The organism is Paenibacillus sp. PK1-4R (genome assembly GCF_030369595.1).
Lineage (GTDB): Bacteria > Bacillota > Bacilli > Paenibacillales > Paenibacillaceae > Paenibacillus.
In genome coordinates this window covers 2,632,782-2,656,051 of record NZ_CP126535.1, presented here as the reverse complement: position 1 = coordinate 2,656,051, position 23,270 = coordinate 2,632,782, and the positions used below count along the sequence as shown (strand labels likewise).

Annotated in this window: 24 protein-coding genes; 2 read left to right on the top strand and 22 right to left on the bottom strand. The window is 46.5% G+C overall.

Annotated features, from left to right (window positions below; translation table 11 throughout):
* Positions 1–169 precede the first annotated feature (169 nt).
* The 10 genes from QNO02_RS11695 to QNO02_RS11650 form a co-directional block, all read right to left on the bottom strand.
* Positions 170–574, bottom strand: coding sequence for a DUF4259 domain-containing protein (locus QNO02_RS11695; protein ID WP_289392094.1), 405 nt, complete (start codon positions 572–574; stop codon positions 170–172).
* A gap of 216 nt (positions 575–790) precedes the next feature.
* Complete coding sequence (locus QNO02_RS11690; RefSeq protein WP_289392093.1) at positions 791–1,435, bottom strand: HAD hydrolase-like protein; 645 nt, start codon at positions 1,433–1,435, stop codon at positions 791–793.
* A gap of 239 nt (positions 1,436–1,674) precedes the next feature.
* Positions 1,675–2,394, bottom strand: coding sequence for a ferritin-like domain-containing protein (locus QNO02_RS11685; protein WP_289392092.1), 720 nt, complete (start codon positions 2,392–2,394; stop codon positions 1,675–1,677).
* Positions 2,395–2,543: 149 nt separating this feature from the next.
* Positions 2,544–3,125, bottom strand: coding sequence for a class I SAM-dependent methyltransferase (locus QNO02_RS11680; protein ID WP_289392090.1), 582 nt, complete (start codon positions 3,123–3,125; stop codon positions 2,544–2,546).
* 284 nt (positions 3,126–3,409) lie between these two features.
* The gene (locus QNO02_RS11675; RefSeq protein ID WP_289392087.1) at positions 3,410–4,507 is read right to left on the bottom strand and encodes a Gfo/Idh/MocA family protein; all 1,098 of its coding nucleotides are present in this window, start codon (positions 4,505–4,507) and stop codon (positions 3,410–3,412) included.
* A 62-nt stretch (positions 4,508–4,569) separates the two neighbouring features.
* Positions 4,570–5,742, bottom strand: a complete 1,173-nt coding sequence (locus QNO02_RS11670) for a Gfo/Idh/MocA family protein (RefSeq protein WP_036609172.1) — start codon at positions 5,740–5,742, stop codon at positions 4,570–4,572.
* A complete protein-coding gene (locus QNO02_RS11665; protein WP_289392752.1) occupies positions 5,739–6,653 on the bottom strand; it encodes a sugar phosphate isomerase/epimerase family protein in 915 nt (304 codons plus the stop codon). The genes QNO02_RS11670 and QNO02_RS11665 overlap by 4 nt, the downstream gene beginning before the upstream one ends.
* Positions 6,654–7,000: 347 nt before the next feature.
* Positions 7,001–7,498, bottom strand: a complete 498-nt coding sequence (locus tag QNO02_RS11660) for a metallophosphoesterase family protein (RefSeq protein ID WP_036670453.1) — start codon at positions 7,496–7,498, stop codon at positions 7,001–7,003.
* Positions 7,499–7,532: 34 nt separating this feature from the next.
* The gene (locus QNO02_RS11655) at positions 7,533–7,967 is read right to left on the bottom strand and encodes an Rrf2 family transcriptional regulator (RefSeq protein ID WP_076208829.1); all 435 of its coding nucleotides are present in this window, start codon (positions 7,965–7,967) and stop codon (positions 7,533–7,535) included.
* Between the two features lie 42 nt (positions 7,968–8,009).
* Positions 8,010–8,387 (bottom strand): DivIVA domain-containing protein, encoded by a 378-nt coding sequence (locus QNO02_RS11650; protein WP_017689054.1) that lies wholly within the window; start codon positions 8,385–8,387, stop codon positions 8,010–8,012.
* Positions 8,388–8,586: 199 nt separating this feature from the next.
* On the opposite strand from QNO02_RS11650, the gene QNO02_RS11645 reads away from it, so the two are divergent.
* The gene (locus QNO02_RS11645; protein ID WP_101313450.1) at positions 8,587–9,153 is read left to right on the top strand and encodes a TraR/DksA C4-type zinc finger protein; all 567 of its coding nucleotides are present in this window, start codon (positions 8,587–8,589) and stop codon (positions 9,151–9,153) included.
* A 189-nt stretch (positions 9,154–9,342) separates the two neighbouring features.
* Here the strand turns inward: QNO02_RS11645 and QNO02_RS11640 are convergent, their stop codons facing one another.
* The 7 genes from QNO02_RS11640 to QNO02_RS11610 all read right to left on the bottom strand — a co-directional run bounded on the left by QNO02_RS11640 (position 9,343) and on the right by QNO02_RS11610 (position 15,770).
* On the bottom strand, positions 9,343–10,035 hold the full coding sequence (locus QNO02_RS11640) for an ArsR/SmtB family transcription factor (protein ID WP_289392082.1): 693 nt from the start codon (positions 10,033–10,035) through the stop codon (positions 9,343–9,345).
* A 133-nt stretch (positions 10,036–10,168) separates the two neighbouring features.
* Positions 10,169–11,458: an MFS transporter gene (locus QNO02_RS11635; RefSeq protein WP_289392081.1), complete on the bottom strand. Its 1,290-nt coding sequence runs from the start codon at positions 11,456–11,458 to the stop codon at positions 10,169–10,171.
* 263 nt (positions 11,459–11,721) lie between these two features.
* Positions 11,722–11,997 (bottom strand): barstar family protein, encoded by a 276-nt coding sequence (locus QNO02_RS11630; RefSeq protein ID WP_127543685.1) that lies wholly within the window; start codon positions 11,995–11,997, stop codon positions 11,722–11,724.
* A gap of 14 nt (positions 11,998–12,011) precedes the next feature.
* A complete protein-coding gene (locus QNO02_RS11625) occupies positions 12,012–12,452 on the bottom strand; it encodes a ribonuclease (protein WP_289392080.1) in 441 nt (146 codons plus the stop codon).
* 269 nt (positions 12,453–12,721) lie between these two features.
* A complete protein-coding gene (locus QNO02_RS11620) occupies positions 12,722–13,729 on the bottom strand; it encodes a Gfo/Idh/MocA family protein (RefSeq protein ID WP_076249771.1) in 1,008 nt (335 codons plus the stop codon).
* A gap of 2 nt (positions 13,730–13,731) precedes the next feature.
* On the bottom strand, positions 13,732–14,106 hold the full coding sequence (locus QNO02_RS11615) for a replication termination protein (protein ID WP_036609188.1): 375 nt from the start codon (positions 14,104–14,106) through the stop codon (positions 13,732–13,734).
* 515 nt (positions 14,107–14,621) lie between these two features.
* Positions 14,622–15,770, bottom strand: a complete 1,149-nt coding sequence (locus tag QNO02_RS11610; protein WP_289392079.1) for an acyltransferase — start codon at positions 15,768–15,770, stop codon at positions 14,622–14,624.
* 72 nt (positions 15,771–15,842) lie between these two features.
* On the opposite strand from QNO02_RS11610, the gene QNO02_RS11605 reads away from it, so the two are divergent.
* A complete protein-coding gene (locus QNO02_RS11605) occupies positions 15,843–16,235 on the top strand; it encodes a YidH family protein (protein ID WP_289392078.1) in 393 nt (130 codons plus the stop codon).
* 176 nt (positions 16,236–16,411) lie between these two features.
* Here QNO02_RS11605 and QNO02_RS11600 read toward each other — a convergent pair whose 3' ends face one another.
* From QNO02_RS11600 to QNO02_RS11580, 5 genes are all read right to left on the bottom strand, one after another.
* Positions 16,412–17,017, bottom strand: coding sequence for a general stress protein (locus tag QNO02_RS11600; protein WP_017689064.1), 606 nt, complete (start codon positions 17,015–17,017; stop codon positions 16,412–16,414).
* Positions 17,018–17,886: 869 nt separating this feature from the next.
* The gene (gene hrpB, locus QNO02_RS11595; protein WP_289392076.1) at positions 17,887–20,406 is read right to left on the bottom strand and encodes an ATP-dependent helicase HrpB; all 2,520 of its coding nucleotides are present in this window, start codon (positions 20,404–20,406) and stop codon (positions 17,887–17,889) included.
* A gap of 152 nt (positions 20,407–20,558) precedes the next feature.
* Positions 20,559–21,365, bottom strand: a complete 807-nt coding sequence (locus tag QNO02_RS11590) for an SDR family oxidoreductase (protein ID WP_017689067.1) — start codon at positions 21,363–21,365, stop codon at positions 20,559–20,561.
* Positions 21,366–21,548: 183 nt separating this feature from the next.
* Positions 21,549–22,391 carry a protein phosphatase 2C domain-containing protein gene (locus QNO02_RS11585; RefSeq protein WP_091031765.1) on the bottom strand — a complete coding sequence of 281 codons (843 nt, stop codon included), beginning with the start codon at positions 22,389–22,391 and terminating at the stop codon, positions 21,549–21,551.
* 10 nt (positions 22,392–22,401) lie between these two features.
* Positions 22,402–23,154 (bottom strand): vWA domain-containing protein, encoded by a 753-nt coding sequence (locus QNO02_RS11580; RefSeq protein WP_076330724.1) that lies wholly within the window; start codon positions 23,152–23,154, stop codon positions 22,402–22,404.
* Between the last annotated feature and the right edge of the window lie 116 nt (positions 23,155–23,270).

The following is a 23,270-nucleotide window of genomic DNA, read 5'->3' as shown; positions in this document are numbered from 1 at the left end:
AAGCATTCCCCTGATTTGTGCTAACGTTCCTTTATTCATGAACCCCAAAGGGGTTGTCTGCCGAAATTGCCTCATCGGAACCCTTCCAGCAGACCACGGCTCCAACGGAGCCACAGCTTGAATATTTTGTTATGTGAAGTTCCCTCTTCTCGAAAAGCTATCAAGTTCTTTATAATCGATTTTCTAAGTCATTTATTGTATTTAACCAGATCGGGTATTCTTCTGATTCTTCCCACAGCTCTTTTAGTTCTGAATCTTTCTTAATTTTCTTAACTGCTCGTTTAGCTTTTGAAATGAGTTTTTTTCCTTTACCTTTATGTTTATCAATCCAGTCATATAGATCCTCTGTATTACTTTGATTATTCAAAATTTCTGTCCCAGGATTACCTTGTAATGCTACAAGGATCTCAATTGCGCCTAAAGCATTGGAAGCTAAATCTGACTCAATATAATCTTCTTCTAATACTTCTTCAATCGTCTCTTCAATTAATTCGATGTCATCAGAATCAAGTAAATCTGCCTTCCAATCTAATACATTATCGTTCTCGAAAATTCCAGTTCCCCATGCTCCCATCAATTAACCTCCAAAAAGTGTCATTATGTTTTAAAGCTATTATGGACATAGCGTTCCTGTATTGATGAACCCCGAATGGGTTGTCTGCCGAAATCCCTTTTCGAAATCCTTCCTGCAGACCAAGGCTCCATGAGGCGCCGCTACTTGAATATGATGTTATAGGATCTCAGCGTCTTCTTCGAAAATACTTACACTAATATTCCACTTCCCATGATGTTATATATATTTTTTCAATTCAAGTAAATCAGCAATAATATAATCCGCTTGTTTAAGCTCCCATTCTTGGGCAAAGTCAAATCGACAACCGAAAGCCTTCAATCCATTGTTTTTTGCTGCATTGAAATCAGAGATCCTGTCACCAACTACAGCAGCGTTGTTGATGTGATATTTCATAAGGATATATCTAACTAAGTCATCCTTATTCTGAGTCTCTATTTGTTGGATGCTAAAGGTTTCTGTCACCCAATTATTTAACTTGTAACAGTTAACGATAGCATTGAGGTATTCGATTAGTCCATTACTTGCAATAAAAATTAAGCAGCCTTCCTGTTTTAAAAAATCAAAAACTTCTTTGACATGCGGATAAAGCCCACCTTTGCCATAATTAATATTTGCAATTAGCTTCTCTAGGAAGATCTCGTCCACAATTCGTCTGATTTCGTTTGAATGGTTCGGTAGTAGCGTTTCCCAAACTACTGGTAGAGGAACTCCCATAATTTCACGATATTTTTGAGTTGGAGTTTCACTCGACCATTCATTACGAGACCTCAAGACAGAAAACGTTTCTTCTAACGATAACTCTAAGATTTTGTTTGTTTGAAATAGTGTACCATCCATATCGAAAATAACCGCTTCCAGCATGATTTCACTCCTATCAGAGTTTGAATAATTTATTTTGTATTTTTATACACTGATTTCCTATAACGTTACTGTATCCACGACATCCCACCGACTTAAGCCACGTTAGGGGAGGCCCCGATGCGGTTAGTCGGTGCGGATGTGCCGCCCGCCAATTTCCACTTCCCTGCCAATTCCCTCCGGGCTGACCCTGGGAGCGTCAGGACCCATAGCTTGGATATAATGCTATCTGACGTAAACCTCTACAGTGAATTAGCTATAATCTTCTTTGTTAGGTTAAACTCATGACGGCATTCATAGTAATAACTTTTGAGTTTATATCCCCCAGCTTTAAATACAGGCTTATGTTGATACCACACTATAATTAGCGTTCCTTCAAAAAGGATTCTACGAAGGATATAAACTATTCTGTTAAAGAGAACGTTCCTATTTTGAGCAAATTTATGAAGAGCTTCGGATTGAAACTGAACATGTTTCTCCTCATCACTTAAAATCTGATTACATAAATCTATTAATACTTCTGACTTTGTAGATTTTTGCAAAGCTTTATAGTACAACTTAGCAATGATCTCAGCAGTTAATAGAACAATGACTGATTGTTCTAGACTCGCATATTGACGTAATCTTCTAAATACATTGTCCACCCAATGTCTACGAAGGAGTGGGATTCCCTGTAACTTCATAAATCTGCCTAGATCTCTAGCGTGCCTCTGTTCTTCTTTAATGAATTCTATAAGCGCTTCATAGTAATCCTGATCTTGTGTCTGATGTACATATTCTTGCGCACGTTTAATTAGATGTTTACCTTCAGAGTTTTCTCCTAATTGAAACTGTTGAATTGACTTAATGATTATTTCTCTTTCATTAGTTTTTAATTTATAGTTGTCATCCCAATGAATATATTTGAGGTTTTGATTATTTCTTCGATAATATTGCACCCATTTCGAGAAAGTGATATTCATTATTTGCTCCTAAAATGTAATAGTTTTATGTCAGATAACGTTCCTGTATTCACGACCCAGCGTATGCTGGGTGTCCGACGAATGTCAGACCAAGGGCGTATGCCCGCAGCGTGAATATTATGTTATGTGATGCCACTCTCTTCTTCGAACTACTCCGACAATTCTTTGACTGCATCTACGATCAATGATACAAATCTCAATTCATTATTCTTGTTTCTGTGATCGAATTGAAAGGATCTATATATGAAACCATCTTCAGGATTCCAGTCATTAAAATGAAACTCTCCACTTTCGTCACAGTATTCCAGTAATTTAATCTTGAATCCTGCTTCTTCGAACATGCTTGTAATAGTCTTATAGTTATGTACGATTTTATGACTTGCAGCCGGATGCTCTTTTGGACCAGGTCCACCGATCTTAACAATATTCTGGTATTCTTCATTCCTAAAAAAAGCATCCGGAACTGCACATCGAATATATCCTTCTGGTTCAAGAAAATCATAACAAATCCTTGCTGCTTCCACGCCTTCTTCATAGGACAAATGCTCCCATACATGTTCTGCAAGAATAGCTCTAATCTTTCTCGACTTAAAAATTTCTTCCCAATCAGATCGATCCAGTAGATTCAATTCTTCTTCTTGTGTTTGAATCCAGTCTGGATAGGCTTGTGAGGATGCTCCTATTATGATTTTAAGAGGCTTTGTTAATTCATCTTCATTCATTTTTATCATTTGATTATTCCTTTGCTTTCGAGTGGTTTCACATAACATCGTATCTACGAACTTCGTAAATGCCTCTCTTTTTAACGAATATCCGAACTACATATAATATAACCCATATTAATCCATCTGCGAAGTCACAAACATACTCAAAAAAAGCAGCCCCCGTGAACTGTCCCTTATGTTAGCCATAACTAACATGTAGGATGCAGTTTAACATTTGGGCTGCTCTTTCTTCACTCAACTTTACGGATAACCTTTAGTAATCAACCTTTGCTCTCCTTCACCTAAAACATTTACTTCGCCCCGCTACTCCACACCACGCGCTCGCTCATGGCTTTGTGCTGTGCAATCAGACAGAGTTCTGCCGCTTTGAATGCATGTTCTTGTGTCATGGCTGTCTCGGTCCGGTCCAGGCAATCGCGGATGAGCTGACCGAAGAACGGGTAGCCGACCTTGCCTTTTACATTGTAACGGTACTCCCCTTCATGATTCACCAGGTACACCTGATCCCCCTGAGGTTCCCTTGCGATGTCGATATACTTCCGCAGCTCGATATAACCGTCCGTTCCCAGAATAACTGTACGCCCATCGCCCCATGTGCCCAGACCATCTGGTGTAAACCAGTCCACTCGGAAGTAACCGGACGCTCCGTTGTCCCCGATCAGAGAAGCTTCGCCGAAGTCTTCCAGTTCCGGGAACTGTGGGTGATTGAAGTTATGCACACGACTGAACCCTACCTCAGCGTCCGTACATGATGCAAACGTCAGGAATTGTTCGATCTGGTGACTCCCGATATCACATAGAATGCCGCCATACTGCTCATGCTTGAAGAACCAGTCGGGTCTTCCTCCGGCATTTAAGCGATGCGGGCCTGTACCCATAACTTGCACTACTTTGCCGATTGCCCCTTGTTCAATGAGCTGCCCCGCATAGATCGCACTTTCTACATGCAGTCGTTCACTGTAATACACCATATACTTTTTGCCTGTTCGCTTCACTTCTTCTCGTGCAAGCTTTAATTGCTCCAGCGTGGTAAACGGGGCTTTGTCTGTAAAATAATCCTTGCCTGCGGCCAGAACTCTCATACCAAGCGGCGCACGATCTGAAGGGATCGCTGCACTTGCCACCAATAACACCTCATCATCTGCAAGCACCTCTGCTTCAGATCCAGCGACTTGAGCCTGTGGGAACTGCTTCCGAAATGCCTCTACCTTCGCCGGGTCCGGATCATACACCCACTTGAGAGTAGCTCCAGCCTCCAACAATGCCCCAACCATGCCGTAGATGTGTCCGTGATCCAGCGCAACAGTAGCAATCGTGAACTCACCCGGACCACATACGACCTCTTTTGTAACACTTTTTGGTGCATAGAACATTCCGTCTTTAGCCATGTCATCCCATCCTTATTATAAAATGTTGATTACAATGAATTCGTCTATATAAGAAATTGTCTTCATTTAAACGTCTGACTCAAATCAGCAGGTTGACTGCCACTGAATGCCTTGTCTTTCTTCGTCGTTGAACCAGCAATGCGTTCCTGCAGATGCTCGTAGAACAGATCCTCATCGATCGGCAGATCCACCCAGTTATCCGTCCAGGTAGACAGCAACATAGCGTTCGATAACGTCAATCCGTGTATACCATCCTCACCGGGAGCAATAAGTGGTACGCCTGTACGAATCGCATCAACCCAGTTACGAATCAGACCCGGGTGACCCGTTTCCACACCTGTAATCGGAATCTCGCATTTCCAGCATTCTGGCTGTCCAAAACCTCCGGTAAACCGCTGATTGAATTCAGGCTCAGATTCCCGAAGTCGCCAGAACGTAAGTTTTCCATCTTCGATCACGATTTTACCCCGGTCTCCGTTGACCTCGAATCGATTGGTACCCGGTGCTTCTCCAGTAGTCGTTACGAAGACACCCGTTGCTCCATTTTCATACTCCACATAAGCTGTTACATCATCTTCCACTTCAATGTTCCGATACTTGCCAAACGAACAGAAAGCACGCATTCGCACCGGCATCATGCCGATGGTCCACTGCCACAGATCCAGTTGATGCGGGTCCTGGTTAATCAGTACACCGCCCCCTTCACCTGCCCATGTTGCCCGCCAGCCGCCGGAATCATAGTAACTTTGGGATCGATACCAGTTCGTAATAATCCAGTTGGTACGCCGTACTTCACCCAGTTCGCCCGAAGCAATCAAGTCTCTCAGCTTAATGTAGAGTGGATTGGTCCGCTGGTTGTACATCATGGAAAAGACTTTGCCACTGGCTGCGGCCGCTTCATTCATCTTGCGTACCTGTTTCGTATATACACCGGCCGGCTTCTCGATCATGACATGCAAGCCATGCTGGAAAGCCTGAATGGCCTGTTCCGGATGATCATAATGCGGCGTTGCAATAATGACTGCATCAATCGTACCCGAAGCCATCATCTGCTCTGCATCCTGCCAATAGGTGACCGTTGCCGGAAGGTGACTGGATACCCAGCTCTCCATCTCTCTTCTTACATCACATACGGCGACCAGCTCTGCACCGGGTACTTCTCCAGCCACCAACGTTCTGGCATGTGCTGCTCCCATGTTTCCTATACCAATCACCGCTACTCGTACGATACTCATGACTGCTCCTCCTCGTCCACACGACGCTCAATTTCGGCGAAAACGTCTGCAAAATGCTGTAACATCGCCTTGGATTCCAAGGCACCACTAAAGTCCTCAATTCCGTAGTATCCGTCATACCCAACGGCACGAAGATCCCGCACCATCTGTACCCAATCGACCATGCCTTCAGTCAGCGGCGTCCAGTGACATTTCCAGGCTGTATTCAGAGCCACTCCGCTGCTCTTCTCAGTCACATTAGCCTTTTGTGAATCTTTCCCTTCTGGTTCAAACCACCCGGCATTTTTTACATGTACATGAGCCAGGTAAGGACCCAACAACTCAAGTCCCATTCGATGATTCTCATATCCTTCATGCACCATATTGCCTGGATCGTACAATACACCCACATGCTGCGGGTCGAGCGATTGCACAAGCCGATAGGCCAGTGATGCCGTGGGTGCAATCGTCTGATGATGCGTCTCTACAATCGCCTTGATGTTGTATTGTTTGGCCAGATCTTGCACTTCATTCAGGTAATCAACGGCTTTACGATACAACTCAGGATAACTGGTTTTGCGATCATATCCTGGAACACCCACACGCATCATAGATGCTCCTAATCCAGCCGCAGCCTGAAACGCCTGCTCGGTGGCAGACAAATCCCCACAGTTCAGATACGGTACAAGTGCGATCGATTTTCTACCTTTCCCTAACGCTGCTTCACGAAAAACAGGAACCTGTTCCTCCCAGCGGCTCGGATCTACCGAGCATCGATTATTTCTCCAGTAAGAAGGCTCTTCAGATATAGCATCTTCAGGAATTCCACGGAATCTCCACTCAATTCCATCAATTCCCGCTGCTGCCGCAGCCGATGCCAGTTCTTCTGCATTCAGATCAGGGGTAGCCACCGTGAATACAGACAGTTTCATCATGATCCATCTCCTTATGTAAACGTATTCATTTCATGTCGTAAAGGCATTGTATCACTCCACTGAACGTCACCATAGGGGAAAACGCCAACAGATGAATGACAGATAACGAACAGAGCACATTCCCCATTCAGAGATAACTTCCAAGAGAATGATGTGATCAAAAATCAAAAAAGACATCCCTGGAACAGATTTGAATTCTGCTCAAAGATGCCTTGTACAATAATCATATATATAAGATGAAATTTAAGGAGAAGGTTCCCTCTCAGTTATCAAGTCGCCACTTCAGTAGCTGGTTCTGGTTCTGGCTCTTGTACTCGTCCAACTTGCAACCAGCGCTTATCTCTCTAATCCCGATCAAAGAACACATGTTCAGCCTGTATTTTCCCCTGATCTATTGTCATGATGCCAAATGAGTATTGTTTCTGAAAACGCCGATCCGTAGGCGACCCCGGATTAAATACCAGTGTGTTGTCCACGGTATGCATCACCGGGATATGTGAGTGTCCGTAGATCACAGCATCCACATGCTGGCCTGCAAAGGTATGAATTGCATTCTGCTCCGTACCCTTTGATCCCAGATGACCGTGCACTAGCCCCAGACGAAGTCCTTCCACTTCAACAATACGGGAATATCCCAGTTTTTCAGCGATTTCGGACGGGTCTGTATTACCCGCTACCCCTTCAACTGGTGCATACTCACTAAGCAATGGGTACACACTCCAATCCGACCAGTCACCGGCATGAAGAATGAGATCGGCACTCGGCAATACATCCAGGAGCCTAGTCGGTAACTTCCGTGATTTACGTGATAAATGTGTGTCGGAGATTACTACAATTTTCATATACCAACCCACCTTTCCTTCGTCTTATTACAATCTATTCTGTCTGCGATGGAACAGCTTGCATCTGAGTACATGAACGTTCCATATCTTCGAGTGTAATGGATGCAAAGAACTGCTCCACCTTCGCCTCGGCAACCTGATACAGATTAGTCAGCAAGCCGTCTATATGCAAGCCTACCTCACAATCCGGGTTACAATTGCCATGAATCGGGAACAATGGACCTTCGTCCTTGGCAGCCTGATAGATCATGGCTAATGTGATTTCACTTGATGGCTTCGCTAAGTAGAAACCTCTTGTTCCAGGAGAGGAGTTCACCAATCCTGCCTTTTTCAGCCCGCCCAGAATACGTCTAACGACGACAGGGTTGGTATTCACGCTACCTGCAATATGTGCAGACGTGATTCGTTCAGGCGCGCTGAGTGACAATAACAACAAACAATGCACACTGACCGAAAAATGAGTACTCATGATTAACCACCTTTATTTTATATAATCCAGGACATGACGACCTTATTCAGAGAACAGATCCTTTTCGGGACGTGCTCTGATCTTGAGCTGTCGCACACTGTATTCCAGTTGTTTCACAATATCATCCAGTTGTTTGCGATCAATCTTGGTTGGATCTTCCACCGGTTTCGCGGACGACTTGAGATCGCGGATCGTTAACTGCTGTTCTTGCCATTTGTCCATCAGATCTGCAATATTGGCATAGAAACGTTCGTAATCTTTGATGACCAGATCAAGATAAGCATCTACCTCATCCGGATCATAACCACGAAGTTTATAATTAAATTGTTTTTCATGTATCGATAACGCATCTAGCTGCACACCCAATTGTTTGAACAATTGTCTCTGTTTATCCAATCTTCGTTTCATATGTTCATCCATATTGACAACCTCCATTATAAGCCAAGCCGTAGTTCTATTTCCTGGGAAGAACACACGGCAATTTCTCTCTCTATTTTTTATAACACATAATCAGTCAGATATAAAACGATACAGCCCTATTCCTCACGAAAATGATTGCTTTTCATCCATTTCGGGTAAAGACTCACTACACCCCACAACGGGAAAGGAGCATGTCCTTATGAGTACATTAACTAAAGATCAACATCAAATACTGAAAAACGCCCTTTTGGAGCAACGTGAAAACTTGCAACGTCATTTTGAATCCAGCATGGAAGACGGTGCTCCAGTCGAGTCGCTGAAAGATTCAACCGGTGAGCTGTCCTCCTACGATAATCATCCGGCAGATGCCGGTACGGAAACATTTGAACGTAGCCGTGATCTGGCGATTGACGATACATTAACAGACGAATTCAATCAAGTGAACGACGCATTGGAACGTATGGAGCAAGGTACATATGGAACCTGTGTAACGTGCGGCGAAGATATTCCCTTCGAACGACTTGAAGCTATCCCCTATACGGCTTACTGTATTGACGACACGCCTAATCGGGAGATCAGCAACGATCGCCCCGTTGAAGAAGAAGTGATGACCATGCCTCCGAGTGGTGCTGGAGAAGGAAGACAGAAGCGGGCCGGCAAGTTCGACAACGCAGATGCCTGGGAAGCGGTCGAAGAATATGGCACATCCAACTCCCCCGCAACCGCAGCCAAACGTGATGTGAAGGGCTACGATGAGAACATGTAACTTTGTTATGAACTGAAACGTTAAGCGTCAAAATTGATTGATTCCATAGGCTGCTCCACCATTAGCCTTCCTTATCACGCATTAAAAAGCCGCCATTGGGCGGCTTTTTCTAGTTTTCTCCATAACAGTCTCTCACGTTTGCGGTTACTTGCTTCCATCAATAAGGCTGAACCCATGTATTCCATCCGTTTATTCTTCCGCCTCACTACCAGATGATGCAGATTCCTGCCGCTTAGACACAGATCGAGACGTTTTCGGAGTTGATTTGCCCTTATCAGACGTAGCTTTCTTTTTCTCTTTTGCATTTGTCTTAGAAGCAGGTATTTTCACTATAGGTTTAGAGAGAGCAGAGAATAACTGAAAGACCTCATGTTCCCCTTGTCGATTCTCTTTTGTAGTATAGGGTTCACAGAGTTTTATGATGTTTTTATACAACTGCTCTACTTCCTCACGGGTTGCATACAGCGTGATGTCCGAGAGGAACATCCGATCTTCGTTTTCCGCCTGATGCATGAATCGCTGACGACTCTGTTCGAACATTTCATTTAATAATTTGAGCGTCTCGGACCGAAACACCTGTTTCAATGGAGAGTTTTCCTTGTCTTCATCTTCGTGACGGAGATGGATCTCTCCGGTGAATGGTTCATAATATTTGGCGATAATCCCATTAATCTCACGCGTGGAAACGATGGTCAACAGACCAATTTTCTCCAGCTTTTTTACATGATAGTGAACTTTGGCTGGCACCTCACCCATCTGGTCGGCGATCTCTTTGACAGTGGATGGTCTGCCCTGCTTGTTAAACATATTCATGATCTGTATCCGATACGGATCGGAGTAGATTTTAATTTCTTCAATTGTTGAAAGAACCTTGTGCGCCATCCCTGTATCCTCATTTCCGGGGTACCTGTTGTCCATCGATATCTCTATTATAACGTTGCGTCAGGACTTCGGTCAAAACGAACCGGAAATGACTTGATGCAGAAAATCGGCTAATGATCACTTCTGAATATCTTCACAGAGCACTTCGAAAACTTTTGCTAAATAACAACACACCTGCTGACATGGCAAGCATAATACCAAAAACGATAAACAGAACGGGCATGGTCATCCAATCTGCAAGTGCTCCCGAAACCAGACTCCCAAGTGGTGCAACACTCACGACAAGCATAGTCTGAAGGGCATACACTCTGCCCAGCATCTCCGAAGGGGTAACTTCCATCAGATAGGTAGCCAGCGGTGTTGTAGCGAGCGGAATCCCCATACCCATCAGTAGACAAAAGGCCGCTGCAACCGGCAGTTGGAAGGAAGTCATGTAAGCGGGTAGTGCCGTCATCGCATAACTGAGACCCAACATGACAATACCGCTGATGACCAGCACACTTTTACGATAGTTCGCTCCCCTTTGTGTCAACCATACACCGCTAAGCAACATCCCCACCACCATCAGCCCACTGAGCAGACTTAATCCCCCAGCGCCAGCATGCAGCGTTTCAATGACATAGGGTGTACGGAGAACATTAAACGGCATCAGGCAGAAATTAACGAAGGCAAACAGGATGGAGACAATTAACAATAAGGCATGTTTACGGAGAAAATGAAAAGCTTCCGCCATTTCGGAGAATATACTACTTTTGTCGGATGAAAGAGAATTCATTTCAGTTGATGTTTTATCTTCATTGTTAGCAGATGTTGAGACTTCAGGGTAGCCTACTCGGCTCATAATTAAAGCACTTAGCGCAAACAACCCCGCATCAATCAGGATCGTCCAGGCAATGCCTATTGTAGCAATAAGGGCACCCGCCACTGCAAGTCCCGCGAGTTCGGCCACTCTGGTTGCGGAAGAGGACATAGCATTACCCGAAAGCAGCATCGATTGGGGAAGCAATCGGGGGACACTGGACACTTCCGCAGGAGTAGTGAAACATTCCAGCAAAGAATTCAGAATCGTGATGACAAACAGATGCCAGACTTCAAGTTGGCCCAATCCAAACAGCAGAGCTGTAATACCCACCAACAACCCGCGACCGGTATTCGTAATCACAATCACTTTTTTGGGAGACATGCGATCAACCAAAGCCCCGGCGAACAGACCCAGAAGGATATTGGGCAAAAAATTCACCGCCAGCAACGTACCCATCAACACTTTCGAACCGGTTAGAATGTAAACCATCCAACTGTAGGCAATCGAGTCAATCGAATCACCAAATCTGGATACAACTTTACTAAGCATAAATTGCATGTACGGTCTGATTCGTATTAACTCACCCATACCTTGCTTGCCAACTGCTGTGTTATCACTCATCCCTTTTCACTCCTCAACGTTAAAATATTTTTCATGTTAATTTTATTTTAACGTAAGTTATGCAGAAATCAACACCTCCGTGAAAATAATTTTAACGACAAGTAAGTAAAGTAAAAAATCCGCTATTCTTTCAGAGAATTCGTAATCAACACAGGGACTTTTGGGACAACCTTTTTGAACAACCTCCTATAACACAAAAAAAACAGACCACATGTGGTCTGCTCGACTGGACGTATTGTATTTGAACTGTCTTTATTTGCTACCTACTTCTCAACAAGCAATTGAAATCCAGCCTGTTCAGCCTGTACCTCCAACATCAAATCACGTACCCGGCCTGCTTCATTCCCCAGTCGTTCTTCGCTGATTTGGTAGTTGGTCCATTTTAACTCTAGTGGAAGTTCAATTGTACCCGTCAGGCAATCCCACAGAGCGTCGAGATTACCGCCATAAAAATCCGGCAGTTTAAGCTTAACCCTTAATTGTTGATGAAGTTCAACGCTACTAGCAAAGTCTTCTCCATCCAGAATCACGGTATTCATGGCTGCTCCTTCCTCTATTTCAAACGTGTAAATGATGCATAGTGATCTGTCGTTTTGTAGATGAGTCCATCATTGGAGTACACAATTCGATCCGAATTACGGAAGCCGGAAGTATAGTTAATATCCGCTTCGCGCCATGTACGTCCGCTGGCCGAAGGCAGAAGCCCCTCCCGATTGCCAAATACGTCTCCACCGATGCTTTTCCCAGGAGCCACTACAGCCAAGTTTCCTTTTGACGCTACCCAGCCGAGCCCTGTTGCCTGTGATTTGGTAATAAAGTTACATGGCAACGTTCCGTTTGCACTCAAATAATTTGCTACACCCGTAAACGTATTGATGATGGTACATGTTGCAGCAGATGCCTTCTGCTGTGCGACTGGAGTGAACTGTGAACCTGTGAGGAAAACAAACGTTAACAACAATGCCAGTAATGCGGTGGATATCAACTTTTTCATCAATCCGGCCTCCCGATCCCTCAAAGTAGATGAACGTTGTCACGATATGCGTTCTGCAAGCTGTAATGGTTTAGTTGTATGTTCTGCTAGATTATAGTAAACAAGTCATCTCATGACTATTTATATCACATCATTTTGGTAGAAATATCAAATAAAGACGTTGAATTTGTAAAATATTATAATGGTAACATTTTAAGACAGAAAAAAAGACTCTCATCCCTGAAGATGGAGTCTACTTTTCTAGTATGTTTAAACTGACCTGACCTAATCTAACCGATCAATTGCACACGTTGACGAGTTCGAGCCGATTCCAGGCACGCATCAATAACGCGCATGTTTTGAATGGTATTTTCCGGACTGAAAGGTAAGGCCTCTCCTTCAAGCACAGCCGTTGCAAACGTCTCCACCTGAAGCACATAGGAATTCGACACGGATACACGTTCCTCACGGCTGACCGAATCGGTGTGCACAATAATCTGAGGTGGAATATCGCTGTTCTCCCAGCCAAATACTTTTGGCAGTTCAATCCGCCCTTCCGTCCCGAGAATCTCCATCTCCGCTCGACCTGAAGCCCACATGCCACAGTCAAAAGTTAAAGCTACCGAATTCGGAAACTCTACCAGTCCCGACGCCATCATATCCACGCCATCATGCTCGTCCGAGAATAGAGCGTGAACTGTCACCGCTTCCGGTTCCTGTCCCAGATACATCCGGGCCGCCGAGATCGGATACACGCCAAGATCGAATAATGATCCGCCGCCCATCTCTCTTTTGAACCTTACATTCTCCTTGTCATCAGCGGTATTACAGGTAAAATTACCATGGATGGCTCTGACGATGCCAATCTCTCCACTAGCTATAATCTCTTGCACACGTCTGTGCTTGGGATGATATCGATACATAATCGCTTCTGCAAAAAGAACACCATGCTGATGACATACCTCGATCATTTCTGCCGATTCATCTGCATTCAAGGCAGCCGGTTTCTCACACAACACGTGTTTGCCAGCCTGTGCCGCTTTGATGGTCCATTCTTTGTGCATATGGTTAGGCAAAGGAATATAGACGGCTTCAATGTCCGGATCAGCGATGAGCTCTTCATAACTGCCATACGATCTGGCAATGCCGAGTTCTTCGGCAAGGGTTTCTGCCTTTTCTTTGCTGCGGCTGGCAATTGCCAACACCTCACCACGTTCAGACTGCTGGATCGCCGGAATGACTGCATTTTTGGCAATGGTTGACGTACCGAGTACACCCCACTGTAACTGTCTGTTCATGCTCATCTTCCTTTCGTACCGTAATTGTCCTCTTCTGCCTTGTGTAACATGCCGAGACAACGATCCAGGTCCGTTTTGACCTGTTTCTTGTATAACTCAGCTTTTTCCGCTCCATCATCCGTGAAATGATATAAAACGATTTCCTGAAAATCGACCTTTGGATCATTGCCCTTCAGCTTCTTTGTGCGATAAAAAACACCTTGCTGTACCAATTCATGCAGTGCCCGATATACCTCGCTCTGGGGTGGTACATAACCGTAGTCTTTGAATTCCTGCTTCATCGCCTCCAGCATCTCGTAACCATACCCCCTGTGCTGTTCAACCATCGTAATCAGATACAGCTTGATAAATGCCCGCTGTGCAATCATAAAAGCCACGTTCATTCCCCTCCTGTCAGAACCTATATATCTAGTATTATAAAACTTATGTTCGGGTTCTGCCATCTTTCTCCGCTTTGCCTCCCTTTTATCCATCTTCAAAGAAGGTGAGAAAGAAATCGTGTGGATACGCGTTAACCTTAGGGAAGCACGGAAAAAGGTTTTCTGTTGTGAATTTTTCAGGTAATGAAATTTTAATTGTTATTCAAAAGAATCAATTTCATAATACCTTTAGCTGCTTCAATCAAGGCTGGATATCGATCGAAACGGTTCAATTTGTCTATATCCAGTTACAGAAATCCATTTTTAGTGAGTTATGAAATTGATTCAAAAGTTGTTTATTTCAGGGCTCAGGGTGTCGTGAGATCGAATTTTAATGACAAGAAAGTCTGTGCAAAAGCTGTAAAAGCTGTAATACCTGTGCTCCTGTATCTTGTGTTCATATACTCTCGTACTCCCGTACACTTCTATGCGGCTGTGGTGATCTATTATGAATTTTTCATATGTTGATGGATTCATTTATCGCGGACAGACTTCGGTACGGTTCCCACAATCCATTTGCCCCAGCTTACACGCGAGATAAGCCATGTCACTACACAGGATAATGTAAGAGCCAACAACCAGGTGATGATCATTCGGACGACAGGGTTCCAACCCATAGCAACGTAAAACAACTCATCCGGAATGTAGCTATACCGCAGCATCAACATATGCATCAGATAACCGCCATACGATACACCACCAATCCATCCCAGCAATCGTGTAGCCCTGAGGTTGTGAAGTTTTCCGGCCAGCTGGTACATGACCATAATGGAAGCGATCAGAAAGAGTGCCATATCAGGGCGGATCAAGCTGACTGTGTAGAACGTAATTTTGATTCCTTCCGGCTTCTGAAACTCTAGCATTAATAAATAAGTAAACCGCAGACCCAGAACAATAAACACTGTCCAGTACATCCAGCGCAATCGATGAATCCATTCATTCCAGTGCTGGACGGATAACCCCGCTGCTGCACCAAGTACAAAATAAATAAAGAAATAAAGGAAATTACGGTCTGCATACGTTGTAAAAGCATCTGTTAGCACCGGGATATTCACCCGTTCCATGAACTTGGCAATGTTTCTTAATTGATCCGCAAGTACAAGATACACCACACCAGAAATCAATAATGCGATCAAGCGCCCCTTGGCCTCATATCGGTTATATACATAACGAATGGCTCGCAAAAAGAGCGGAAATAACAGATAAAACTGAATCAACATAATGATGTACCAAAAGTGTGAAGTCGTTTTGCCCGTAAGCAACTTCAGGCCTAGGTCTGGGATGTCATTCCATCCAAATCCGGTCCAGCCCCGCGGTGCAAGTGTAAAATAAATGAGTGACCAGATCAGGTAAGGCACGATCACGTCCTTTACTCTTTTTCTCATAAACTTGCCGTAATTCAGCTTGTCTCCCGTGTTATAGAAGAGCACCATACCTGTTATGAATATGAATAAAGGAACTGCAAATTTGGAGAGCATCAGCAGTATGGCCAGTAACACGCCATCCTCCAGTCTCGTTTCCGGGACCAATGAGTAATGTGCGATGGAATGCTGGAGAACCACCGCTCCAAAGGCAATTCCCCTTAAGCTCTCTATTTCTGTAATTCGTTCTTTGCGAGGCATATATTCAGCCATCCTTTCTTGGTTTTGCGATAAAAACAAAGTACAATGAAGCCGTATATTTATTGAACGGAGTTGATTCACATTTCTTTAACAGACAAAGACGTAACCACTACCGATTCCAAGTATGTCCAGCAACATCTGGCTAACGAGCGAACTTTTCTGGCCTGGGTGCGCACGGGTATTGCCATGGCGGGCATAGGCTTTCTTGCTGCCGGATTTGGTTTCAATTCGTCGGCGTATGATCAACTTGCACATGTTGCGGCGATTATTACGGGTATCACTTCTCTGATTGGCGGCATATCCATCATTGTGTATTCGGCAGCAGCGTATCATCGGAAGCGTACACAAATCAATGAACAGACGTTTCAGGCATCGACCGGATTAATCCGGTTTCTTACCATGATGTTACTGGTGATTGGACTCGCTTTGGCTGTACTGTTATATGTATTGTTATTCCCTGCTTGACTGGGTAAAAACACCATCCGACATTATTGACACCCACCTATATGCAACACAGGGACAAAAGCCGGCTTCCCTTAAGGAAACCGGCTAATGACCATCTGGTGGATCATATATGTCATTCCATTTTGCAGATAATAAGTCCTTGGGTTTATTTCATATCGATTAAATTCGCGGCAAGATTACAGGAATGTATTGTTACCGAATCGCGCTGCCTTGTTTTGGGCTTCCAATCTGCGTTCTTCCATATCCAGATCCGGACGTTCGGCTGGCACATCTCCGCGATGAGCTGCTTCGGCTCTGTCTCGGTTAAGCTGGCTGTTGCCACTGAACACATCGTACACATCGGAGTCACGATCCGTAGAATCAACGAGCAACAGGATTTTACCATTCTGTACATACTCCTCATACTGTTTAGCGTCCTCTTCCGGAATACCAAGACCCACAAGTCCACCCACCAATCCGCCAGCTCCTGCACCCACAGCTGCACCGGTAAATGCTGCTGCGATAGGGCCTGCGGCCAGAATCGGTCCTATGCCGGGTATGGCTAGTGCACCGATACCTGCGAGCAGACCGGCTACGCCACCAAGGACACCACCTGTTGCTGCACCAGCAGCCACGCCCTCAGGGGCTTTGGTACCTGTCTCTTCCCGAATTGCCTTCAGTTCATCCCGATCTTGTGTAACAACGGAGATTTCATCTGAAGTGAATCCTTGTGCTTTCAAACCCTCGATAGCCTGCGATGCTTCACGTTCTGTATTAAACACACCTACGATTTTCTTCTGCATAGTGAATCCCTCCTCATATTATTGAGTGGTTCGCTATGTTATTACCCGCCTAAGTTTCTTTTAAACGCTAGCAAGTCAATATACTATGTGTTGATAGTAAATAATTGCTAAGGTTCATTCCTTTTAATCCTCATCAGGGTGTGCCTTCAAACTCAGGTATGTGATACGTTATCAGGCATGTTCTACGTTGAAGGATGTTAGGGTCCAAAACATCTTGAAGTCCAGACTGGCTGATCCTGGCGGATTGTCCCAGGCAATTTTCTAAGGAACCGAGGACGTCTTATTTATCCTTCGGGCCCTCCTTATATTTTGTAAGGAACATGAGACACGTTATTTACCAAAATCACCTGACAAACCCGTTGTAAATGGCTGGTTATTCAAATATAGCGTGTTTTAGATTCCTTAGGTTACTGTGGGCGCTTCAAATCGCTGAATAAGACGTCACAAGTTCGTTAGCGCTCCGCTCCATGGTTCTGCTCCATGTTCAGCTCCCCAGGCACGTGCAGTTACGCTTCAGCTTCGGCAGGTTTGAAGATACGCTCTGGGGTGTACCTTCAACCTCTAAAAAAGCAGATTTTGCTGAATTCTCGTTCCATGCCGAAAGTTTTCAGCAGGCGTGCCGGGGCACTTCAAGGGAAGGTAACGCAGCATGGAGCGAAAAGGCAAAGTAACGTAACATGGGGCGAAAAGGTAGTAAAAGATGCACGTCAGCGAGTTTTGAGACACGTCCTGGTTAGAGGATGATGCTTTAAGGTAGAGAATGATTCGATCAGCTACAAAACTGAAGGTTGTTCAGCAGAGTCTGAGCCTGATGAAGAGCGCCCTTTGGGAGCCAAATAGTTGATGTCTTTAAAAATGAAGTAATTCATCTATTTGCCCCGTGGTTTGGCCCGATTTGTGGCGACCGCTTCAAGTGGATTATCCGGCCAGTAATGCTTCGGATAACGACCTTTCAGATCTTTTTTGACGTCAAAGTACGTCTCTCGCCAGAAATTCGCCAAGTCTCGTGTAACCTGTACAGGTCGCTGAGCCGGTGATAATAGGTGGATGGTCAACGGGACTCGCCCACCCGCTATACGCGGTGTCTCCTGTTGTCCAAACATCTCCTGTAATCTTACTGCCAGCGCCGGGTCCTCTGGACGACTGTAGTCCACAGGAATACGTGAGCCACTGGGCACCTGTATATGCGTCGGAGCTTCATCGTCCAGTTGTTGTCGTTGCGTCCAGCTCAGGCCACCAAGTAATACATCTTGCATCGACAATCTCTTGAGGTCGGCTGCCGATCGCATGCCTGTCAGATAAGGGGTAAGATGTTCTGCCAACTCTTCGGTCAGATCATCTTCGATCAGGTCAGGCCACTCAGGTAGATGGAGATGCAGGAATCGTAGCCTGTCCGCAAGTTGTTTGGACGTTTTTGTCCAGGGCAGACAATCCAGCCCTTCCATCCGTATCCCGTTTAACAGTGCTTCCAGCACCTGATCTTCAGGTGGCTGTGCAATACTGCTCTCTTTAATCACAAGGGCTCCAATACGAAGTCTCTTATGTGCGCGCACGCTGCGAGTGTTGGAATCCCAGGCCACTTGCACTTCATTGTGCAGCAAGTGCTGACCTGCCTGCACCAATGTCTGCTCCTGCAACGGCGCAGCCAGCAGGATGCGCGCATCTGCGCCCTGGTCGTCTGCCTCGGCTGCGACCAGATACGCTGCACGGCTCAGCGATTCTGTCGCTGCGAGCCGTACGCCGCGGCCGCTGCTCAGCAGATAGCGGCCGTCCTCCCGGCGTTGCCCGATCCGGTCCGGATAGGCGAAGGACAGCAGCAATCCGCAGCTGTCCTCATCCGGCCGCACCGGATCGGCCGACGAGCCGAGCGCCGAGCGCAGCTGGCGGCTCTCCTGGAGCATGCGCCGCACGGCCGCGCCGTCTGCGACAGCCGCTGCCGCTTGCGGCATGCCGCTGCTGTCCGCGGTCAGCAGCGCCTCTACGCGCGGGCGGAGGTCCGTGCCCGCGCCTGCACTGCCACTGCTGCGTAGGCCGGCAGGCTCCTGCAGCAGTGCCGCCAGCATGCTGGCGTAGCTGGCCAGCCCAAGCTCCGCTGCGCGGAGCAACATGCTGGCCAGTCGCGGATGCACGCCCAGCGTGTTCATCCGCCGCCCGAAGGGCGTGATGCGGCCTGTGTCGTCCAGGCCGCCCAGCTGGCGCAGCAGAGCCTGTGCCTGGCCGTAGGCGGCGTCAGGCGGGGTGTCCAGCCATTGCAGCTCTGCTGGGGACTGGACACCCCAGACGGCAAGCTCCAGCGCCAGCGGCGCAAGATCCGCGGAAGTGATCTCCGGGCGAGCTGCCTCAGGCAGTCCCCCGTGAACCTCTTCGCTCCATAGCCGGTAACACACTCCTGGGGCAATTCGCCCTGCACGCCCCCGCCGTTGATCGGCTGACGCCTTAGACACCGGCAGGGTGACAAGCCGGCTCATGCCCGTACGCGGCGAGAATGCCGATGCACGGCTCAGCCCCGCATCCACCACAATCTTAACTCCAGCGAGGGTGAGGCTGGATTCCGCAATGGAGGTGGAGAGCACCACTTTGCGCGTACCCTCAGCCGCCGGACGTATGGCCTCATCCTGTTGTTCCACCGGCATACTGCCATACAGAGAATGAACTTTCACATGTCCAGGAAGAGATCCATTTGATAACTCCCGCTCTGTACGATGTATCTCTCTAGCCCCTGGAAGGAAAACAAGCACGTCCCCCTCCTGTTCGGCTAATGCCTTAGTCACCGTCTGAGCCGTGAATTGTTCCAGCGGCATAGCTGTTGGTCTCGGCAAATATCGTGTTTCCACCGGAAACGTGCGACCCGGACAGTGAATTGATTTTGTACCTTCGCCAAGCAATGCACAGACGGGAACAGGATCAAGGGTCGCCGACATCACCAGCAATTTCAAATCTGGACGTAACATCGCTCGGGATTCCAAGGCCAGAGCCAGACCCAAATCCCCATGTAGATGCCGCTCATGAAATTCATCGAATATAATCATTGCCGTATCTTCAAGACTCTGGTCCTGCTGCAACATCCGGGTCAATACCCCTTCCGTCACCACTTCAATGCGTGTCCCCTGACTCACCCGGGTATCCATGCGTACACGATATCCTACAGTCTGACCCGCTTTTTCCCCAAGCGTAGCCGCCAGTCTCGAAGCAGCCGAACGCGCGGCCAGCCTCCGGGGTTCCAGCATTATGATTTTCCGTCCCGCAACCCACGGTTCTTCCAGCAAAGCCAGCGGTACAACAGTTGTTTTTCCCGCTCCTGGCTCTGCAATTAACACACCTGTATCTTGATCCCGAAATAACTGTCTTAACTCAGGAATAACCTCTTGTATCGGTAACTCTATATGCATATGATCGCTCCTATTGAATGTACCTACTGCTCTTCAAAATCTCTATTCGAATGTTAGCATTATAACAAAAAAAGCCGTTCCAGAGGAACGACTATCGCAGACACACCCTAAGACACGCCTTAGCAAAAATGAAATTTATCCAGAATGCTCACTTAGCTGAGCAATGATTCTGCACCATCAATCACGATCTCTGCTCCGGTAATATGTCTGGATTCGGACGATGCAAGGAAGCTTACCAGATCGGCAACATGTTCCGGCTGACCCGGCCCGTCCGCAAGCGGTTGCTGTCCTTCCGGGAACTCCATCGGAATAATGATCTGTTGTAGATCATCCGTTTTGACCGTACTTTGATCGATATTTGTCGCAATCGCTCCTGGGCAGATCACGTTCACACGTATCTTGAACTTCGCCAGCTCAAGTGCAGCCATCTTGGCAAAAGCAACCTGTCCTGCCTTGGACGTGCTGTACGCCGACATGCCAAAGCTTGAGAAACGTTGATTGCCATTAATCGAACTCGTGATGATGATACTGCCGCCACCCCGTTTTTTCACGTGAGGCAATGCATATTTAATCGTGAAAAATGTACCATTCAGGTTGGTTGTAATAATCTGCTGCCAATCCTCAACCTGAATCTCCTCAATGGGTGCCGAGACACCGTTAATGCCCGCATTGGCAAAAACAATATCCAAACCGCCGAATAACTCAACGGTTTCCAGTACAGCCTTTTCCACACGTGCCGGGTCGGAAATGTCTACATCAAATGCTCTTGCCGCACCGGGGTGCAGCGCATTAATCTCTGCTTCCGTTTCCGAGATCCGATCATTCACCAGATCAAACAATGCAACATGTGCACCCTCTTTAGCCAGCTTGACCGCAGTGGCTTTCCCAATCCCGGAGCCTGCTCCGGTAATAATCGCAACCTTGCCTTGGAACCGTGACTTGCCGTTATGTTGTGTCATTATCCATTCCACTCCTTCATTTTAGCAATTATGTAAGAATGTACGTTCAAACTCAAAGTCAATTCTTCACAAGATTACCCAAAAAGAGTGTCTTTTAAATCAACACCAACAAGTTTTTTCACCGTTGATCTACACCAATGTCACAGCAACATCAGGAACGGTCCATAACTTTATAACTGACACTCACCATTCCAGCTCAATGAAAGCGGCATCATCTTCAAGACCGCCGGTATGTGTGGCATCCAGCAGTACCTGAATGTGTTCATCTGGGACATAGGCTTGAATGGCATCCAGATCATTTAATCCATCCGTATATAACTGAAGACGTAATGAATCTCCTGCGGATCCTTTCATCTCGTAGATGTGCGGCTTACCACCAACAGGTCCTTCAAGTGTAGACCAACGCTCATTTGTCTTGCAGTGAGTCTGAAATAATTCAGACTGTTCCTGGCCATTACGCCACAGACGAATGCGGGAATCTCCTTGCCACGCAAGCCACACCCGACTTTTGCGACCGCCTCCCGTAAGCTCAATCCGTCCACATACATACATGGCTTGACTGCCCCGACTTCGCTTTTCCATCAACACTTCACGCAGCAGCAAAGGGGAACTTTCCAGCGGCTGTAATTTCTCCAGTTGCTCGGATGCCGGAAGGGTGAGGTCATGAAGAAGACGCTCCACGGCATCCTCCGTCGGATGCTGCGTCGTTTCCAGCCAATCCAGTAAGGCATTCCCCAGAAAACGCGCTGCAAAATCACCCAGATAACTCATGCCTACGCCATCACACAATACAAAATTGCAGACATTTCCTTTCATACGTACCGCAGCAAAGTCCTGTCCTGTATCTCCCTGATGTACCGTCTCAGCCGCTCTGCCATAACCATATCTGCACTTAATTGTGCCCTGATAGCGGGTTAGTGGCTGTTCTCCCGTCTGTACACTCACATAGCGAAAGTTGCCATGCCGTTGCTCGGCATGGCCCCCCTTATCTCCAGCAGACAATGTTGCCAAACGCATCGCTCTCATGATTCCCCTCCTATCTCACAGGCGTAGCAGCGGACATCTGGAACCCGATTGATACCAATTCTGCACATGTACCTGGCAGCATCATTAGTGCACCGGGTGCAAGCAAATAATCAGCTTCAACAAGCATTTCCCGATAACTTTCGGGCAGGACGGATGACATATTCCGCAGCTTCTCTCCATGCTCATCCTGTAGATTCGTTTCCGAAGAGATTCCCTTCCATCTTCTAGGTTCAGCAATTGGTCCTTCCAGCAGATGATCCGATATAAAAATATTCTCCACCAGTACATTGCCGTCAGGTACACTCATGCCCATGATTCTTTTCGCAATGGGCTCAGGATCTTCACCTGTGGCTACCCCATCGGTCATATGGCACACAAGTGGTGCAGGACAATCCTGCATATTCGGAATTTCGGCCTGCAGAATCTTTTCCGCCTGCAGGAAAGCCTTCGCAGAATCTGAAAACCGTTTCGGTGTCAAGTCAGGCAGAGAACCAACGGCAGCGATCTCGTCAATTCCTTTGATACCGTTCAACAAGTCATATACATCATCGCTGTAAGCCAATATGGCTATACGATAGCGAGGTGTCAGACGATTTCCCTTTGTAGAGCGAAACACCATTTGGCGGATCGCGAGAGATAGGGCATCATAGACGACATCAATCCGTCGACGATTTTCCAGAACCATGTTCATGGAGGCGCTAATGTCAATTAAATATATAATAAGTGCAGGTGTACGCTGTGATGCTTGAATCGTGTAGTTCATCTAGGGTGAGTCACCTCCATCATTCACATTAATTTACAAGGTTGTTCAAAAAGTCCGCTTTTGATTACGAAGGATGCCTTCAGGCATCATCAGCATCGAATATGAAATTCAGCCGA

Bases quoted from the DNA above. Each gene is read 5' to 3' on its own strand.
- QNO02_RS11695 (WP_289392094.1), bottom strand. From the start codon at position 574: ATGGGAGCATGGGGAACTGGAATTTTCGAGAACGATAATGTATTAGAT.
- QNO02_RS11690 (WP_289392093.1), bottom strand. From the start codon at position 1,435: ATGCTGGAAGCGGTTATTTTCGATATGGATGGTACACTATTTCAAACA.
- QNO02_RS11685 (WP_289392092.1), bottom strand. From the start codon at position 2,394: ATGAATATCACTTTCTCGAAATGGGTGCAATATTATCGAAGAAATAAT.
- QNO02_RS11680 (WP_289392090.1), bottom strand. From the start codon at position 3,125: ATGATAAAAATGAATGAAGATGAATTAACAAAGCCTCTTAAAATCATA.
- QNO02_RS11675 (WP_289392087.1), bottom strand. From the start codon at position 4,507: ATGGCTAAAGACGGAATGTTCTATGCACCAAAAAGTGTTACAAAAGAG.
- QNO02_RS11670 (WP_036609172.1), bottom strand. From the start codon at position 5,742: ATGAGTATCGTACGAGTAGCGGTGATTGGTATAGGAAACATGGGAGCA.
- QNO02_RS11665 (WP_289392752.1), bottom strand. From the start codon at position 6,653: ATGAAACTGTCTGTATTCACGGTGGCTACCCCTGATCTGAATGCAGAA.
- QNO02_RS11660 (WP_036670453.1), bottom strand. From the start codon at position 7,498: ATGAAAATTGTAGTAATCTCCGACACACATTTATCACGTAAATCACGG.
- QNO02_RS11655 (WP_076208829.1), bottom strand. From the start codon at position 7,967: ATGAGTACTCATTTTTCGGTCAGTGTGCATTGTTTGTTGTTATTGTCA.
- QNO02_RS11650 (WP_017689054.1), bottom strand. From the start codon at position 8,387: ATGGATGAACATATGAAACGAAGATTGGATAAACAGAGACAATTGTTC.
- QNO02_RS11645 (WP_101313450.1), top strand. From the start codon at position 8,587: ATGAGTACATTAACTAAAGATCAACATCAAATACTGAAAAACGCCCTT.
- QNO02_RS11640 (WP_289392082.1), bottom strand. From the start codon at position 10,035: ATGGCGCACAAGGTTCTTTCAACAATTGAAGAAATTAAAATCTACTCC.
- QNO02_RS11635 (WP_289392081.1), bottom strand. From the start codon at position 11,458: ATGAGTGATAACACAGCAGTTGGCAAGCAAGGTATGGGTGAGTTAATA.
- QNO02_RS11630 (WP_127543685.1), bottom strand. From the start codon at position 11,997: ATGAATACCGTGATTCTGGATGGAGAAGACTTTGCTAGTAGCGTTGAA.
- QNO02_RS11625 (WP_289392080.1), bottom strand. From the start codon at position 12,452: ATGAAAAAGTTGATATCCACCGCATTACTGGCATTGTTGTTAACGTTT.
- QNO02_RS11620 (WP_076249771.1), bottom strand. From the start codon at position 13,729: ATGAACAGACAGTTACAGTGGGGTGTACTCGGTACGTCAACCATTGCC.
- QNO02_RS11610 (WP_289392079.1), bottom strand. From the start codon at position 15,770: ATGCCTCGCAAAGAACGAATTACAGAAATAGAGAGCTTAAGGGGAATT.
- QNO02_RS11600 (WP_017689064.1), bottom strand. From the start codon at position 17,017: ATGCAGAAGAAAATCGTAGGTGTGTTTAATACAGAACGTGAAGCATCG.
- hrpB (WP_289392076.1), bottom strand. From the start codon at position 20,406: ATGCATATAGAGTTACCGATACAAGAGGTTATTCCTGAGTTAAGACAG.
- QNO02_RS11590 (WP_017689067.1), bottom strand. From the start codon at position 21,365: ATGACACAACATAACGGCAAGTCACGGTTCCAAGGCAAGGTTGCGATT.
- QNO02_RS11585 (WP_091031765.1), bottom strand. From the start codon at position 22,391: ATGAGAGCGATGCGTTTGGCAACATTGTCTGCTGGAGATAAGGGGGGC.
- QNO02_RS11580 (WP_076330724.1), bottom strand. From the start codon at position 23,154: ATGAACTACACGATTCAAGCATCACAGCGTACACCTGCACTTATTATA.